Raw genomic sequence first — 15,094 nt, 5'->3', positions numbered from 1 at the left:
TTAAGTTTAACTTTACATTAAAGGATAATTATGGCACATATTACATTACCGGAATTTGAAGATATGACTCCCGCAATCCAGGAAAAAGCAAGACCGATTCTGGAGAAGACAGGACAACTTGGAGAAATTTTTAAACTTCTTGCAATTGATGAAAAAATATATTTTGCAACAGATGGGATGATTCAAAAGTATCTGCTTGATGAAACAACCCTGAGCTATGATATTAAAGAGGCGATTGCTTTACTCATATCCAAAGAGAATGGCTGTAAGATGTGCGTAGATGTACATAAAAACATTGCAAAAATGCTTGGGCTCTCAGAAATACAGATTGAAGAGATATTACAAGGTGTGGAATCTATGAATACAGATGATAAAGACAAAGCATTGCTTAATTTCTGTATCAAAGCATCTCATAAAGATAACTACAAGATCCTCAAAGATGAGATAGATGCACTAAAAGAAATGGGATGGAGTGACATACAGATTATTGAAGCTGTTGCAATCACCGGGTATTTTAACTATATCAATACTCTTTCAAATGTGTTTGGTCTCGGAGAATAAACATGAAGTTTTTTAGAGCATTGTTATTGTCGGCTGTGAGCATTATTGCCGTAGAGGCAAATGAGTACAAAGCAGTCTTTGACTGTAGTTCAGGTAACTCTGCATACATTAAAAGCCGAATGTGGCTGGTAGGTAAGACAATGGATATGATAGAAGAGGGAGGGAATACCACTTCAGTAGTACTGACACTGCATGGCAAATGTGTACCGATGGTATCTAAGACTTTTGATGAAGTTGTAGATGATAAAGATATCGCCAATACAAAAGAGGCACAAAAATGGCTTGTTGAGCTTGCTAAACGTAAAAATGTCAAAGTAATTGCTTGTTCAATGTCATTACAGTCTAATGACATTGATACAGATGATGTACTGCCTTTTGTGACGATCTCTGACAATAGTTTTGTAGAGACTATCAAGTATCAAAATGAAGGCTATGCGTTAATGACATTTAAATAGACTTTCTTCAAGTTTGATGTAAAGATCACTCCGGGTTAATAACCCGGAATATTAAGTTTGATGAGTTCAAATGAGTATATCTAGTATTTTTATCTACTTGTCTTCTAAAATGGCATAAGTTCCGGTAGCATATGCTACAAGCTTATCCTCGCACATAAGTTCTATAGTTACAAAAGATGTTGTTCTCCCTTGTCTTTTTACATCAGCTTTTGCGATAAGATAATTTCCTGTAGCAGGTTTGAGATAGTTTATCTTTATTTCCATTGTAACTGCAGTATAATCATTTTCAAGATTCGACATAGCTGCATACCAGCCAGTATTATCCATTAGTGTTGAGATTACTCCTCCATGGATAAACCCAAGGTGTTGAAGATGATGAGGCTTAGTATATAGTTCAACCTCGGCACTGCCTTTTTCAAAACTTTTCAGCCTCGCACCTGTATGTTCTAAAAATGGGAATTTAATATCTTTCAACTTTTTCTCCTAATCTAAAAATAATGCAAGGTTACCATATGGACATAGCAATTAAATAGCATTTCAAATAATGTTATAAAGTATGACAGACGGCAAATTTTACCAAGGATATTATTTTTTAAGTTTGAACTAATTAATATATAGTGTTTGTAAACATACATGATGGCTAATATCTAATGGATCATTACAGGTGAGGGGAAGAAAATGGCCAATTTGCATCAACTTATTTACGCACTTTCTACTGCATTGGACTTTGTTGGAATAGATGATAAACACCATGGCAAACGTGTAGCATATATGGCTCTTGAAACTGCCAAGGAACTAAAATATTCTGATAATGATTTAATTGATCTGTTCCACTTAGCACTTATACATGATTGTGGTGTTCCTTCATCCAGAATTGATGATACATCGGTCTTGACTTTCGATTGGGAAGGTGCTGAAGAGCATTGTATCAGGGGATATCAGATACTTAACGTTATACCAAATTTAAAACACTTGAGTGATATTGTTCTTTATCATCATACACATTACGATATGCTAACTCAATTTAATATAAATACGAGAACAGCAAAATTAGCAAACTTAATATTTTTAACAGATAGTATTGACACTTTAATCGTACAAGAGATGCAGGAAAAAGAGCAATCAATTATTACAATTGCAAATCAGATCAGAAGTGAAGTTAAGAATCTTAGTCAAACATTTTTTGATCCCGAACTCGTTGATGCGTTCTTGAAAGTTTCAACAAGAGAATCATTTTGGTTTACATTAGATAAAGAGAGTTTGCAGATTTATTTTGAAAACTATCTGCATCAGATTGGAGAGATGGACATTTCAATTGATGCGATTGCAGAAATTGTTCAACTATTTGCGATTTTTGTTGATTCAAGAAGTCCATATACTGCAGATCATTTGTATGATGTAGCAGAGCTTTCAAAATATATTGCTCAAAAAGCAGGATTAGATCCTGAAACATGTAATAAGATCAGAATTGCAGGACTACTTCATGATCTGGGGAAGTTGAAAGTTCCAGATGAGCTTATTGATAGAGAAACATCACTAAGCAACAATGATTTAAATATTATTAAACGTCACCCCTATGAAACACATCAACTCTTATCCAAAATTAATGGAATGGAAGATATTGCAAATTGGGCTGCACAACACCATGAAAATTTAAGAGGAACAGGTTATCCGTACCATTTAGTCAATGAGGATATTTCACTTCCTATAATGATCATATCAGTTGCTGATATTTTCCAAGCACTTGCACAGAACAGGCCATATAGAAACGGTATGAAAGCAAATCAAATATTGAAAATTCTAAACAAGAAAGTTAGACTGGGAGAACTTGACCGATCTATCGTAAGAATAGTAGAAGAGAATCTCCAAATATGTTGGAAACTATCTATCGTCAACTCTTCACATTAATCAGATCCTCTCTCAAAACATTATAGAAGTTTAGAATTCTTATACACGTGGATTACACATCTATGTAAGATAATGTAAATATTTTATAAGAAAATAAAATACAAATCTAGCCCCAAAGGAGGAATAGATTATGCGTACTTTTTATATTATTGTATCATTCTTGCTTTGTTCAATGTATAGTTATGGTGAGGAAACGATTGCAGAGAAGATTGCCCGTGCACAAAGTGCAGCGCCTGATAGTATTAGTAAGAATGCGACAATTATGGATATGGATGGTAAGGTTTTAAAAAAAGGTACAAATGGCTGGACATGTCTGCCAGGTACTTTACCTGGTGACAAAAAGCCTATGTGCAATGATGCTGTATGGGGAAAAATGATGAAAGCTGTTGCTTCCAAATCAGACTTTTCGACAGATCGTATCGGAATATCCTATATGCTTCAAGGTGATGCGATGGTAAGTAATTCAAATCCATATGCAACAGATCAAAAGAATGGTGATGTGTGGGTTCAAGAAGGACCGCATCTTATGATCATCGTACCAAAAGAAATGCTCAAAGGGATTACAGATGATCCATTCAACGGTGGACCTTATGTCATGTGGAAAGACACACCTTACGCACACATTATGGTACCAGTTACAGTAGAGAAATAATATAGAGGATACTCTTTTTTATTTAGTATATTTATTTTCGAGAATTTAAAAAATAAGAAGTTTGGAGGATATAGGGCTATAAAGCCCTATATGTTAAGAAGAGTAGTAGCTTACGCTTCTACAGTTACTTCTTTTGGTGTACCTTCCCAGATACCGTGTTTTGTACAGTAACCGTGTGCTACAAGGTTAAGTTTTTTACCTGTTGGAATGATAGTAAATGTAGTTGTATTGTGCGCTTTTGTATTTCCAAGTGTTCCCGGTACGTAAGTCGCTTTAGCTAGCATTGTATCACCGTCAAATAGAGTTACAGACTCGATATAGTGGTCAAAATCATCTGGATGAGTATACTCGTTACCCATTTTAACAGTTACTTCAAACGGTTCACCAGCTTTTGCAGTATCAGCACTGTGAATGAATGGTGAGTGTCTGTCAATGAGGTCTTTTTTTGCTTCTCTATCGATTTCTGAAATGTCTTGATATTTATTGATCTTTGGCATATTTCTTCCTTTTTTTTAATTTGTGAAATCATTATAGCATAAAAATAATTAAATAGGATAAGAATTGTCTTATTTGTTTTATTTTATATTGCTTTGCGCCCAATTTTTGATCTCATCACGCTGTATTTGTGTTAATTGTGCATCTTCATGCATTTCTAGATACATAGGTAAAGGCATTTTATGATCAATTGTCTGAACTATACCTTTGTAGATCTTTTGTTTTTTCTCATCGCTGTATTTGTCCCATTCCTGGAAGTTTAACCATTCGCGTCCCTTTTTGATATGACTTTTAACTTCCATTGAGAAAGGAAAGACATGTCCGTACCATGGTATTTTTGTTTCATAAGAATGACAATCATAACATGAAGTTTTTAGCATACCCATAATCTCATCTGAAACCTTGACTTCATTATTTTTGTCAATAGGTGTTGAAGGAACCGGAATATCAATCTGAATAAACTGTAGTAATAGTAATGCGCCAACAACCCAACCAAAAAGTATTTTTAACATGTAATCTCGCTTGTTTTTCAGTATTTTAGTTTAAAAAAGTAAATAAAATGGTATTTTCAGTGAAATACTACCCAAAAGGGTAGTAAGAATAAGTATTATGCAGTATAAAGGTGTTTTGCTTTAGAAACGTGGAATTTAAGTCCGATCTCTGCTTCAGTAGCACCAAGTGCCAATGCAACCATTTGAGGCATATGAAGCACAGGGATCTCAATATCACGGCCCATCACTTTACCTACGCTATCTTGGTAAGTATCCATTTTAAGGTGACAAAGCGGACATGGAGTTACAACCATGTCTGCATTGTTGTCGATAGCGTCTACAAGTGCATTTCCTGCAAGGATTTCAGAAGTATGGTTCGCCTGAAGTTCAACGTGGAATCCACAACACTTGTTTTTGCTCTCATAATCTACAGGATGTCCTTCAAGCGCATCGATAAGTCTGTCCAGTGATGTTGGAACATATGGATTTTCACCGCCATTGCTGTGCTCATGGAGCTCAGAAGGTCTGATGTTATGACATCCGTAGAAAGGTGCGATATTGAATTGACTCAAAGGTGTAACGACTTTATCTTTGATAGCATCAAGACCATAGTCATCAATCAAAGCATACAAGAAGTGCTTGATCTCAGATGTTCCTTTATACTCAAGACCGACTTCTGCAAGCTTTTCATTGACTCTTGCTTTAAGATCCGGATTTGTATCAAGTGCATGCTTAGTCATTTGTGAGTTAAGCTGACATGTATTACAGATTGTGATCATTGTTAGACCGTGTTTCTCTGCATAACAGATGTTTCTAGCATTTAGTACGTGTGCAAGGAACTCATCAAAGTCTTGTAGGTGACTTGCACCACAACAGCTTGCTTCCTCAAGAATAGTGATCTCGATACCTAACTTTTCAGCTACAGCGAGTGTAGATGAAAGTAGCTCAGGTGTTGACTGTTTTGCAGTACATCCTGTAAATAGTGCATATTTTAACTTGCTCATCTTTTCTCCTTATAGCTTGTTTGTTTGTGAAATTTCAATAAGTTTTTGAACTTCAGAAAGGTTTTTGATCTCTGGGATACTGTTGATGAACGGTACTCCTGAATGCCAATGGATCTTACCTGACTTCATCATTTTCATCGCAGTTTTCAAGTGCTTATGCATGCCAAGGATACCTTCAGAGTAGAGTACGATATCTGCTTCATCCAAATAACCTGTTTTCTTCATACCTCTTAAGAAACCTTCAGCGTGTTTTGTCGCAACATTACGCTCTGCAATCCCTTGTTCAAACTGCATATTATGTAGTTTTGTGATCTTTTCAATCGGGTTGATCTCTTTAGGACATGCTTGTGCACATTCAAAACATTTTACACAGTCCCAAACACCAAAACCAGGTTTTGAAGTAAGTTCAAGTCTCTCTTTTCCTGCTTCATCACGTGTATCGATCGTAAATCTGTAGGCAGCTGTAAGCGCTGCAGGCCCAAGATAGTCAGGGTTTGCTTCAAGTGATGGACATGCATAGTGACAGCTACCACATTGGATACAAAGGTCTGAGTCAAGCATTGCATTAAACTGTGCGATAGACTGTTTTGTCTCATGCGTAGGGTGTGCATCAACATCAGCTACAACATAAGGAAGAACATCTGCATGTTTCTGCCAGAAGTCACCTTTATCGATGATCATATCTTTGATCGCACGTTTCTTGCTCTGAGGCTCAAGCGTGATATCGTTGTCGAACAGATCAAGCAATTCGATAGCATTTTGCTTACATGCAAGTACCGGTTTACCATTTACCTTGATACCACATGCCCCACAGATACCGTGTCTACATGAACGGCGGTATGAGAATGACCCGTCATGCTCCCATTTGATACGGTTCATAAGGTCAAGGATCAAATCATCCTTGCCTACTTCCATCTCATACTGTTTTGTATAAGGAAGATAATCAGTCTCAGCGTTAAATCTAAACGCTTTGATGGTTACTTTTCTTGTTTCATTATTTTGCATCTCTTCCTCCTCTTAGTATGATCTTTCTTTTGGTTCAAACTTACCTAGTACAACATCACCCCATTCAGTTGTGATGTTGAAGTCTTTATCCATATAAGCGTAAGTATGCTTAAGGAATTTCTCATCATCACGTTGAGGGAAGTCTTCACGGTAGTGACCGCCACGGCTCTCTTCACGGATCAATGCACCGTATACAATGAATTTTGAGAACTCAAGCATGTGACCAAGTTCAAGTGCTTCTTGAAGGTCAGTGTTAAACGTATTGGACTTGTCGTCAATACGGATGTTTTTAAATCTTTGAAGCAGTTCATCAATACTTGTAAGTTGTTTTTCTAGAGACTCTTTTGTTCTAAATACACCAGCATTGTCTGTCATACCGGCTTGTAGTTCAGCTCTTAGACCGGCAACACTTTCTGTACCATTTGATGTTTTGATACGATTCATCTCTTCAAGCATGGTGTTAGCATCTGCTACCGTTGCTTTTTTGAGTTCAATACCTTCATCAAGCTTTTTAACCATGTTTTCTCCTGCATGGCGACCAAAGAGCAGCGCTTCAAGTACTGAGTTTGCACCCAGTCTGTTTGCACCGTGAACAGATACACATGAACATTCACCTGCTGCATAGAAACCTTCTACGATTTCTCTTGGGTTTTTACGTACTTCACAGTTGATAGTTGTCGGGATACCACCCATAGAGTAGTGTGCCGTTGCAGAGATGTGGATAGGCTCTTTAAGCATATCCTGACCTTGGAAAGCGATCGCCAGTTCTCTAAGTTCCGGTAGTCTTGTAAGGATGATCTCAGGATCAAGGTGAGTCAGGTCGATATTTACAGACTGACCATCTTTACCCACACCACGTCCTTCTCTAACTTCCTGCATAATAGCACGGCTAACAACGTCACGGCTTGCAAGTTCCATTGCATTAGGTGCATATTTAGTCATAAATCTTTCACCCTCTGAGTTGTAAAGACGTCCACCTTCACCACGAGCTGCTTCAGAGATAAGTACACCTGATCCGCCAAGTCCGCTTGGGTGGAATTGTACGAACTCCATATCTTCCAATGGAAGACCGTGACGTGCTACGATAGAGAGTGAATCCCCTGTGTTCGCATGTGCATTAGAGTTGAATCTAAATGCTCTAGCATGACCACCTGTCGCGAACATAACTACTTTTGCGTTAAAGATCGCAGGCTCAGAGTTACGGATGTTATATGCTGCAACACCATATGCTTTACCGTCTTCATAAAGCAGGTCAGCTGCATACCACTCATCAAATACTTCGATACCGGCACGGAAAGCCTGCTCATAGATCGCTTGAAGTACTGCCAGACCAGTTCTGTCTTTTGCATAACATGCTCTTGGTTTACTCTGACCACCAAACGGTCTGATCGCAATGTTACCTTCTTCATCTCTTGAGAATGCTGCACCCATACGCTCAGCCCATCTGATTGTTTCAGGTGCTTTTGTACACATGAGTTCAACTGCATCTTGATCTGCAAGGTAGTCTGAACCTTTAACCGTATCAAATTCGTGAAGTTCAGTCGAATCCTCTTTCCCTAGAGCAGCGTTGATTCCTCCCTGCGCTGCACCTGAGTGTGATCTCAGTGGGTGAAGTTTTGTGATGACAGCTGTTTTCTTACCTGCTTCAGTAAGCTCTTTTGCAGCAGCCAAACCTGCAAGCCCAGCTCCAACGATAACAGCATCATATTCGTAGATTTTTACATCCATAACGACTAGTCCTTTTTCTGTAGAAATTGGAATAATTATAGCTTATAGAAAGTTAAGTTAAGGAGTTTTAGCCGAAAGTCTGCACTGGAGGAAGATTATTTGTTACGATTTACGTCATTGCAAGGTGTGTATGACGTAAATCGTGTAGAGTTAAGTAACTTATTTAAGCTGCTGCTTTTTGGTTTGAAGCCAGGAAGTCACTTGCCAAAATGATCTCTAGATTGATATCTCTACCTATTGCAGATTCGATATTTTTACGATGTTTAGTAAACATTTCAAAATCATTTTCATTTTCTACGATAAGTACATCGGCACCATGATCAAGTGCATCCAGTAGATTTCTACCTGCTTTAGTGAACGCTAATATCTTGTTATCTTCAAGCAGTGTCACACCAGAACCTTTTGTTTCTCTATCAAAACGTACCGGCTTAGCACCTGCCGTTCGAATGTCCTCTATCATTGTAGTATTGATCACATCTGTACCACTGTAATATGCAGTATTTTTCCCTTCGATACTGTCTATAGTTTGAGGAATACGCTTTTGAAGCGTCGGTTTCTCTTCTTCTTTTTTTCCTTTACCCATGAGGTTTGAAAGAAGGACTTCAAAGAGTGAAGGGAGAGTTTCATTCGTACCTTTAGCCATGATTTTGAGCGCATTGATCGTTTCGGTATGGTCTTCTGCATCAAAGAGGTTGTTTTCATATTCACAGTCAAACAGTCCTGAATCAGCCTCGCTGATCGCCTTTAAAATCTCTGCTTTGTGTTCAGAACTGTTCTCTATCAGTCTATGTGCCAACAGTAAAATCGCATCACCGATATATTCACGCTTGAAATTTGATGTTTCAGATGCATAGTGGAGGGCATAAAGGCTCTTAAAGTACTTAAGATCTTCTTCATTACAGTAAGGCTCTAAAAGGGCATAACTTTCCATAAAATCATTGTCATTGAAACGAAGTCCGTGGTTTGCTCGGTAGCTGTTGACCGGATCAACTTGGAGCTCAGTACCAAGTGTTTCAACGATATCTGACATTTTTTCGTTCGCAGTCACTACAAGACCATTGATCTTGAAGATCAGTTTTTGTTTTGGAAACTCGAACATATCGTTTTGTTCCTGGATCGCTACTAGCAGGTCTTTTGCTTTTGCATCATTATCCAGTCTTACAGTGAAGTTTTTATAGTAAGGGAGGTAGTCAGTCTTTGCATTGAAAAAGAATGCTCTTATCTGTAATTTCATAGCATGTTTCTCCTATTGATAATCGTTAGATTATAGCCAAGCTTTTATTAGTTAGGCTTTTGAAAATTATTCAGAAGTAATATATTATTGATAATAATGTTACAAATATACCAATATTACTCTGGAATTATTTTAATAAACCTTCGTTCTTGATGAATAATGTTTCATGGAGTATGCTACAATCACACATGCAAAAGATAGACAAAGAACAATACCTTATCAACTCTCTGACATCTGAACATATCGGTGATGATGCCGCAGTGATCGGTGATACGCTTTACAGTATGGATGCTTTTTTTGAAGATACACACTTTAAAAGAGAGTGGATGAGTTTGACACAGATCGCACGTAAAGCGATGTTGGTAAATATCTCAGATGCGGTTGCTATGAATGCCAAGCCTAAGTATGCACTCGTGACACTTTCCTTGCCACATGATATCAAAGATTATGAGATCGAACTTCTCACTGAAGCTCTTGAGTCTACAGCTAAAGAGTTTGGATGCGAGATCATCGGTGGAGACACGATCGGTGGAGATAAACTTCATCTCTCCATTACGATCATTTCAAAAAGTGATGATCCATTGTTTCGTACAGGACTAAAAGAGGGGGATATGCTTGCTTATACGGGAGTACTTGGAGAGAGTCTGGCAAATCTTCAAGCACTGATGCAGGGGGAAAAGATTGATGAAAATGCGAAATTTTACGAGCCTCTACTTCGTGTAGAGTTTGTTGAAAAGGCTAGATCGTTTTTAAGAGTTGGAATGGATATTTCTGACGGACTTTACTGTGATACAAACAAATTACTTGATATCAATAAGTACGGGAAAGAGGATCTTCTTTTAATTGATGATAATATAGGACTTAGCGGGGAAGAATATGAGATGCTTATCGGTTTTGATCCTGTGCATCTCGAAACGCTCAAAAAGATCGCTGAAGAGACAGGTACACCTCTGACCGTATTTGCAAAAGTAACGAAAAACAGTGAACGTTACCCTTGTAAAAGTCACCATTTTTAGTGCGTGTTACCTTGATTTGACAGTACTCCTATAAATTGATCGATGATGGTGTTTGTGTAAACTGTTTCAGTAACGTCTTTTATCAATTTTTCAGGGCTAAATCCTAATTGAATAAGATCTTCTCTCTGTTCTTCTATATACGCATTTATTATCTGAACATCGTATTCAGGATGAAACTGTACACCCCAGATAAATTGTCCATATCTGACAATTTGATGATTGTCATGGCTGTTATAGCCTAACACTTCTGCACCTTTTGGAAGTGTGAGAACACTTTGCAGATGTGTAACATTTGCACTGAAAGTAGCAGGAGCATTTTTAAAAAGAGGATCTTCTTTAATTTGAGGGTTTGTTAATATTGTAACTGTACCAATCTCTTTACCCTTTGGGTTAAAATCTGATTTACCACCTAAAGCTTTTCCTATGAGTTGGTGTCCGTAACATATGCCAAGTATACCGATAGGGTGTTTTGTCGCTTGGCGTATCCACTCTTCTACATCTAAACTCCAATGGTGTTCTTCAGTCACCATAGCATGAGACCCTGTAATAACAACCCCCATCGTAGAAGTAAAAGGGGGAAGGGGTTCTCCCTTTAAAATATCTATCGTCTTTATAGTGAGATCTTTTGTAGTTACACTATTTCGCACCCAGTCGTCAAAATCTCCTAGTTGATTTTTTGTTTTTTCAAAAGTTTTGCCTACCTTGAATATGTATAGATCTTTCAAGTTTGCCCTCAATGATATAATATGTCTAATTCTAACTTTTTAGTTTGCTTTTATCGCGGTTTCTATGCTTATTAATTGTGCATTTTTGAAGATGAGAAAGTAAATAATATAGAAATGAAAATCCTATAAAGTTATATATTTTATAAAGTTTTTAGAACAAGTCATTTTTGATAAACTCTTAATGCTGAAATAAAGTAGTAAAGAACACTTTGTTCATTGAATAAATAGTAAAGGAGAGACTATGAAAATAGTTTTACGACTTCTTGAAAATAAATTAACATATATAGTCATAGTTTATTTAAGTACAATGTTTATGCCTTGGCGTGAAATATATAAAAGTCAAACTCTTTTCACTACTTTTCCAATGTGGTGGGAATATGGAAACCCACTAAAAAACTATGCATCTATCGGTATACATATTGGTATTTCAATAATTATAGGTCTTATTATTTATATAATAATTAAACAAATAATAAACTTTATGATGAATAACTAAAAACCTATTGTTAGGCTATTTACTTCCTAGAAATAAAAACCTTATATCATCTATATAGGATGTTTTATAAGGAAAAGTATAGACAGCTATTAAGAATAATATTTAGTCAAAAAACGATGCAATTGATTGGCAAACTGATGTGCATCCTTAGTAGAAAAAGGTTTAGGGCCTGAGGTGAGCTCTCCGCTTTCTCTGATACTTTCCATAAGATTTCTCATGGCTAAATACTGCTTGATATTATCTATACTGAAAAGCTCACCTCTATGGTCAATGGCATGAGCATCTTTAGCGATAACGCGGTCAGCAAGGGGAATATCCGCTGTGATCACAAGGTCGCCTGCTGTACACAGGTTTACGATATGGTTATCTGCCTCATCTGCACCTTGCTCGACAATGATATACTCGATATGTTTAGATATCCCGATATTGATCTTTTTGTTAGCGATGACTTTAGTCTGCAGGCTCAGCCTTTCTATGCTTCGCAGTACAATCGGCTTTAGGAGATTTGGGAAGGCATCCCCATCTATAAAGAGAGTCATTATTTTACGATCTCTTTGACACGACCGACTTCACCTGACATCAAGCGCACTTTGATACCATGGGGATGGGTAGGGGAGTTTGTAAGGATCTTCTGTACAACGCCGTAGGTGATATAGCCTGAAGCTTGGTCTTCTTTGAGTACGATACCTACGTTCATACCGTATTTGATCTCACTTCTTTTTTGACCTACTGACATTTCTTATGCTTTTGGTTCATAGTTCAGAATTTTTTTCACGGTTTCTATAGAACAGAAAAAAAGTGCATCAAAGAGAGGATTGAGTTTAGTGGTCTCCTCATCAATGATATCAAAAGGTTGGAAGATAAAGCTGGAACCATTCTCTTTAACATTTGGTCGTACGGTAAAAACGATTGGTTTGAGTGTACGTACGAGATTGAGCACTTTTTTGTAGCTTTTATCATCTTTACTTGGCAAGAGATTGTTTTGTTTACTCTCGTTGAGTCTTGCTTTCTGTAAAAGTTGAAGCTTGTCATTAAAGATCACTTTGTTCCATTTGATACTGCCCAGGCCGATATTAAACTCTCTGTTGGCTGCTATAAGCGGATGAGGCTTGCTCTCACGTATCGCTTCAAGAAGTTGAAGAAAGAAGTTTTTACCACCGAAATTCGCAGCAGCATTGAGTAGTATTTGATGATAATGAAGTTTCTGGGCATCATCCAGAGTGTTGAAGTCACACATAGGTTATCTTTATATTAATTTACGTAATTATATCCAAATAAGTGACGATAGCCGTATATCATTCGATTACTCTTCAAGTTCTATTTTGAGCGTGAAGAACTCCAGCATGTCTTTAAGTGTGATAATGCCAACGATCTTGTGATGTGCGCTTACAAGCATTCTACTGATCCCGCTCTCATTCATCAAAAACATTGCTTCCTGAACGCTCATTGCTGCAGGTAGAGTATTGTCTTTTGTGGTTTTCTGCATGATTTGAATAACCTGTGTTGTTGGCCACTTTTCACGCGGAACTGATTTGAGTGCATTCAGTGTGATAAGTCCTGAAATAGTACCATCCTGTGTCACCGGGAACATTTTGTAGTGATAGGGATAGAGATACTGGTCAACAAATTCCTGTAGTGAGATATGAGAGGGTACGGTCACCGGATTTTTATTCATATAATCTTCTACTTTCTTTCCGGCAAAAGATTGTTTTATGAGTAGAGACTGATATGATGAGTTTGCTGCACTGAAAAGAAAAGAGCCGATCAGTATCCACCAGACCCCTCCCATTACATTTCCCTGTATTAGATGCATAAATCCTGTAAAAATAATGAACATTGCAAAAAACACACTGATACGTGAAGCCACGAGTGTTGCCACCCGAATATCACCTTTGATCCACCATAAAATAGAACGAAGTATACGTCCTCCATCTGTAGGGAAAGCCGGTATCATGTTAAAAATAGCCAATAACACATTGATCGCACTTAAATAGCCAAGTATCGCTATGATAGGTACAGGAAGCTCCATAACCGTTGCCATCTGGTAAAGTATACCGAAGAGCATTGAGAGGATTAGGCTGGCTATCGGTCCGGCAATGGCCATGAAAAATTCTGTCTTTGGGTTGTTTGGCTCATCTTTCATTTCGGCTACGCCGCCAAAGATGAATAGCGTGATACCCTTGATATCCATTCCGTATTTTCTGGCTACCAGTGAATGAGAGAACTCATGGATGATAATGGAAAGAAAAAGGCCAAGGGCTCCAATAACACCCATGATCCAGTAGGTCTGCATACTGAGGTTTGGATAATAAGCTGGAAAAGCGCCTTTTGCAAGTGACCATACGACTAAAAAGAGAATAATCCCCCAACTCACATCAACCGATACGGTAAAACCTAATAGTTTGAAGATCTCTGTTTTTCTTTTTAACATTTTAAACCACCTTTGATGATTTATTATAGCGATTTTTGTGTGATACAGCACATTCTCTTTGCTCCAAGATGTAAATAGGGAAAAGCTTCATTTCTTTGATCTTAGCCTAATGTGGTAAAGTGAGTAAAGAAACCCACCTATAGCAAGTAAAAAACCAAGCAGGAAAAGATAGTAGGGGAAATCAGTCGGTACGCTTTGTTTGACAACAGCATTGCCGGGTATGATAAAAGAGAAAATAATCATAGATGCTGCGAACAACTCAATCAGTAAAAATTTATTATCAAACGTTACAAAACGGTTTTTGTGGTTAAGTTGTAGTATGAACATACCAACAAAGATAAATCCAACCGAAATAATTATCGGTGCCCAGACAGGACCTACCCAAGGAAGAGGGATAAGAAAGAGAATATCCCATGTTTCAAGGCTCTGCGGCCAGTTTAAAAGCAGTTTTAGAAATACATAGTAGAAGATATCCCATACACCAAAAAGCAAAAAGAATGCTGCAATACGGCTTTGTGTTTTTGGGTATGTCAAGGAAACCGTTGTCCACATGATCAAAAGTGTAGCAGCTTCACGAAGTAGCTCGGTAAGCATGATATGTTTATCGATAAGTACAGCAGGAAATGTAAACCCGCTTGGATAGTAGATCTCACGAAGATAGACTACAATAGCTGCTTCCATATAGCCAAAGAGTACACCCCATACAATCAGAGTTAGAAGGCATTTTTTCATGACAACTCCTTTATTGGATTATAGCATGATAGGGGTTGCTTGATGTATGTATTCACAGAGGATATAAAAAGTAATATTGGTATATTGACATGGTAGGAGATTCTTCGTTATCATCTTTACAAGTACTTTTTTAGTGTCTTTGATCAAAAACTTAGAATAGT

19 protein-coding genes are annotated in these 15,094 nt (G+C 37.5%); 6 read left to right on the top strand and 13 right to left on the bottom strand.

Going from position 1 to position 15,094, the window contains the following annotated elements; all coding sequences use genetic code 11:
- Positions 1-30 precede the first annotated feature (30 nt).
- Both PGH07_RS05685 and PGH07_RS05680 read left to right on the top strand, forming a co-directional pair.
- Positions 31-561, top strand: coding sequence for a carboxymuconolactone decarboxylase family protein (locus PGH07_RS05685; protein ID WP_289413322.1), 531 nt, complete (start codon positions 31-33; stop codon positions 559-561).
- A gap of 2 nt (positions 562-563) precedes the next feature.
- Positions 564-1,016: a DsrE family protein gene (locus PGH07_RS05680; RefSeq protein WP_289413320.1), complete on the top strand. Its 453-nt coding sequence runs from the start codon at positions 564-566 to the stop codon at positions 1,014-1,016.
- Positions 1,017-1,109: 93 nt separating this feature from the next.
- Here PGH07_RS05680 and PGH07_RS05675 read toward each other — a convergent pair whose 3' ends face one another.
- Positions 1,110-1,490, bottom strand: a complete 381-nt coding sequence (locus PGH07_RS05675) for a PaaI family thioesterase (protein ID WP_289413315.1) — start codon at positions 1,488-1,490, stop codon at positions 1,110-1,112.
- 204 nt (positions 1,491-1,694) lie between these two features.
- On the opposite strand from PGH07_RS05675, the gene PGH07_RS05670 reads away from it, so the two are divergent.
- Together PGH07_RS05670 and PGH07_RS05665 are read left to right on the top strand one after the other, a co-directional pair.
- Positions 1,695-2,924: an HD-GYP domain-containing protein gene (locus PGH07_RS05670; protein WP_289413312.1), complete on the top strand. Its 1,230-nt coding sequence runs from the start codon at positions 1,695-1,697 to the stop codon at positions 2,922-2,924.
- 130 nt (positions 2,925-3,054) lie between these two features.
- Positions 3,055-3,576, top strand: coding sequence for a hypothetical protein (locus PGH07_RS05665; protein ID WP_289413309.1), 522 nt, complete (start codon positions 3,055-3,057; stop codon positions 3,574-3,576).
- 110 nt (positions 3,577-3,686) lie between these two features.
- Here PGH07_RS05665 and PGH07_RS05660 read toward each other — a convergent pair whose 3' ends face one another.
- The 6 genes from PGH07_RS05660 to PGH07_RS05635 form a co-directional block, all read right to left on the bottom strand.
- Positions 3,687-4,073 (bottom strand): class II SORL domain-containing protein, encoded by a 387-nt coding sequence (locus PGH07_RS05660; RefSeq protein WP_289413306.1) that lies wholly within the window; start codon positions 4,071-4,073, stop codon positions 3,687-3,689.
- 78 nt (positions 4,074-4,151) lie between these two features.
- Positions 4,152-4,583: a heme-binding domain-containing protein gene (locus tag PGH07_RS05655; protein ID WP_289413305.1), complete on the bottom strand. Its 432-nt coding sequence runs from the start codon at positions 4,581-4,583 to the stop codon at positions 4,152-4,154.
- 95 nt (positions 4,584-4,678) lie between these two features.
- Positions 4,679-5,566 carry a CoB--CoM heterodisulfide reductase iron-sulfur subunit B family protein gene (locus PGH07_RS05650; protein ID WP_289413303.1) on the bottom strand — a complete coding sequence of 296 codons (888 nt, stop codon included), beginning with the start codon at positions 5,564-5,566 and terminating at the stop codon, positions 4,679-4,681.
- Positions 5,567-5,575: 9 nt separating this feature from the next.
- Complete coding sequence (locus tag PGH07_RS05645) at positions 5,576-6,571, bottom strand: succinate dehydrogenase/fumarate reductase iron-sulfur subunit (protein WP_289413301.1); 996 nt, start codon at positions 6,569-6,571, stop codon at positions 5,576-5,578.
- A 12-nt stretch (positions 6,572-6,583) separates the two neighbouring features.
- Positions 6,584-8,299 (bottom strand): FAD-binding protein, encoded by a 1,716-nt coding sequence (locus PGH07_RS05640; protein ID WP_289413299.1) that lies wholly within the window; start codon positions 8,297-8,299, stop codon positions 6,584-6,586.
- Between the two features lie 163 nt (positions 8,300-8,462).
- Positions 8,463-9,533 (bottom strand): DUF5644 domain-containing protein, encoded by a 1,071-nt coding sequence (locus tag PGH07_RS05635; RefSeq protein ID WP_289413298.1) that lies wholly within the window; start codon positions 9,531-9,533, stop codon positions 8,463-8,465.
- Positions 9,534-9,706: 173 nt separating this feature from the next.
- On the opposite strand from PGH07_RS05635, the gene PGH07_RS05630 reads away from it, so the two are divergent.
- A complete protein-coding gene (locus tag PGH07_RS05630) occupies positions 9,707-10,549 on the top strand; it encodes a thiamine-phosphate kinase (protein WP_289413297.1) in 843 nt (280 codons plus the stop codon).
- Here PGH07_RS05630 and PGH07_RS05625 read toward each other — a convergent pair.
- Positions 10,546-11,274: a glutamine amidotransferase gene (locus tag PGH07_RS05625; protein ID WP_289413296.1), complete on the bottom strand. Its 729-nt coding sequence runs from the start codon at positions 11,272-11,274 to the stop codon at positions 10,546-10,548. The genes PGH07_RS05630 and PGH07_RS05625 overlap by 4 nt on opposite strands.
- Positions 11,275-11,515: 241 nt before the next feature.
- Here PGH07_RS05625 and PGH07_RS05620 point away from each other — a divergent pair, with 241 nt between their 5' ends.
- Complete coding sequence (locus tag PGH07_RS05620) at positions 11,516-11,770, top strand: hypothetical protein (RefSeq protein WP_289413294.1); 255 nt, start codon at positions 11,516-11,518, stop codon at positions 11,768-11,770.
- Positions 11,771-11,859: 89 nt separating this feature from the next.
- Here PGH07_RS05620 and PGH07_RS05615 read toward each other — a convergent pair whose 3' ends face one another.
- The 5 genes from PGH07_RS05615 to PGH07_RS05595 form a co-directional block, all read right to left on the bottom strand.
- On the bottom strand, positions 11,860-12,309 hold the full coding sequence (locus PGH07_RS05615) for a YaiI/YqxD family protein (protein ID WP_289413292.1): 450 nt from the start codon (positions 12,307-12,309) through the stop codon (positions 11,860-11,862).
- Positions 12,309-12,506 (bottom strand): YwbE family protein, encoded by a 198-nt coding sequence (locus PGH07_RS05610; RefSeq protein WP_289413290.1) that lies wholly within the window; start codon positions 12,504-12,506, stop codon positions 12,309-12,311. Before PGH07_RS05610 ends, PGH07_RS05615 begins: the two co-directional genes overlap by 1 nt.
- 3 nt (positions 12,507-12,509) lie before the next feature.
- Positions 12,510-13,007: a hypothetical protein gene (locus PGH07_RS05605; RefSeq protein WP_289413288.1), complete on the bottom strand. Its 498-nt coding sequence runs from the start codon at positions 13,005-13,007 to the stop codon at positions 12,510-12,512.
- A gap of 66 nt (positions 13,008-13,073) precedes the next feature.
- Positions 13,074-14,201 carry a site-2 protease family protein gene (locus PGH07_RS05600; protein WP_289413287.1) on the bottom strand — a complete coding sequence of 376 codons (1,128 nt, stop codon included), beginning with the start codon at positions 14,199-14,201 and terminating at the stop codon, positions 13,074-13,076.
- 87 nt (positions 14,202-14,288) lie between these two features.
- Entirely contained in the window at positions 14,289-14,933 is a 645-nt protein-coding gene (locus tag PGH07_RS05595; RefSeq protein ID WP_289413286.1) for a hypothetical protein, read from the bottom strand.
- Positions 14,934-15,094: the final 161 nt, after the last annotated feature.

The organism is Sulfurovum zhangzhouensis (assembly GCF_030347965.1).
GTDB classification, from domain to species: domain Bacteria; phylum Campylobacterota; class Campylobacteria; order Campylobacterales; family Sulfurovaceae; genus Sulfurovum; species Sulfurovum zhangzhouensis.
The sequence above is the reverse complement of the archived record's forward strand: the minus strand, read 5'-3'. Positions and strand labels throughout refer to the sequence as shown.

Bases quoted from the DNA above. Each gene is read 5' to 3' on its own strand.
- PGH07_RS05610 (WP_289413290.1), bottom strand. From the start codon at position 12,506: ATGTCAGTAGGTCAAAAAAGAAGTGAGATCAAATACGGTATGAACGTA.
- PGH07_RS05665 (WP_289413309.1), top strand. From the start codon at position 3,055: ATGCGTACTTTTTATATTATTGTATCATTCTTGCTTTGTTCAATGTAT.
- PGH07_RS05670 (WP_289413312.1), top strand. From the start codon at position 1,695: ATGGCCAATTTGCATCAACTTATTTACGCACTTTCTACTGCATTGGAC.
- PGH07_RS05615 (WP_289413292.1), bottom strand. From the start codon at position 12,309: ATGACTCTCTTTATAGATGGGGATGCCTTCCCAAATCTCCTAAAGCCG.
- PGH07_RS05685 (WP_289413322.1), top strand. From the start codon at position 31: ATGGCACATATTACATTACCGGAATTTGAAGATATGACTCCCGCAATC.
- PGH07_RS05635 (WP_289413298.1), bottom strand. From the start codon at position 9,533: ATGAAATTACAGATAAGAGCATTCTTTTTCAATGCAAAGACTGACTAC.
- PGH07_RS05630 (WP_289413297.1), top strand. From the start codon at position 9,707: ATGCTACAATCACACATGCAAAAGATAGACAAAGAACAATACCTTATC.
- PGH07_RS05650 (WP_289413303.1), bottom strand. From the start codon at position 5,566: ATGAGCAAGTTAAAATATGCACTATTTACAGGATGTACTGCAAAACAG.
- PGH07_RS05660 (WP_289413306.1), bottom strand. From the start codon at position 4,073: ATGCCAAAGATCAATAAATATCAAGACATTTCAGAAATCGATAGAGAA.
- PGH07_RS05640 (WP_289413299.1), bottom strand. From the start codon at position 8,299: ATGGATGTAAAAATCTACGAATATGATGCTGTTATCGTTGGAGCTGGG.
- PGH07_RS05600 (WP_289413287.1), bottom strand. From the start codon at position 14,201: ATGTTAAAAAGAAAAACAGAGATCTTCAAACTATTAGGTTTTACCGTA.
- PGH07_RS05645 (WP_289413301.1), bottom strand. From the start codon at position 6,571: ATGCAAAATAATGAAACAAGAAAAGTAACCATCAAAGCGTTTAGATTT.
- PGH07_RS05655 (WP_289413305.1), bottom strand. From the start codon at position 4,583: ATGTTAAAAATACTTTTTGGTTGGGTTGTTGGCGCATTACTATTACTA.
- PGH07_RS05605 (WP_289413288.1), bottom strand. From the start codon at position 13,007: ATGTGTGACTTCAACACTCTGGATGATGCCCAGAAACTTCATTATCAT.
- PGH07_RS05595 (WP_289413286.1), bottom strand. From the start codon at position 14,933: ATGAAAAAATGCCTTCTAACTCTGATTGTATGGGGTGTACTCTTTGGC.
- PGH07_RS05620 (WP_289413294.1), top strand. From the start codon at position 11,516: ATGAAAATAGTTTTACGACTTCTTGAAAATAAATTAACATATATAGTC.
- PGH07_RS05680 (WP_289413320.1), top strand. From the start codon at position 564: ATGAAGTTTTTTAGAGCATTGTTATTGTCGGCTGTGAGCATTATTGCC.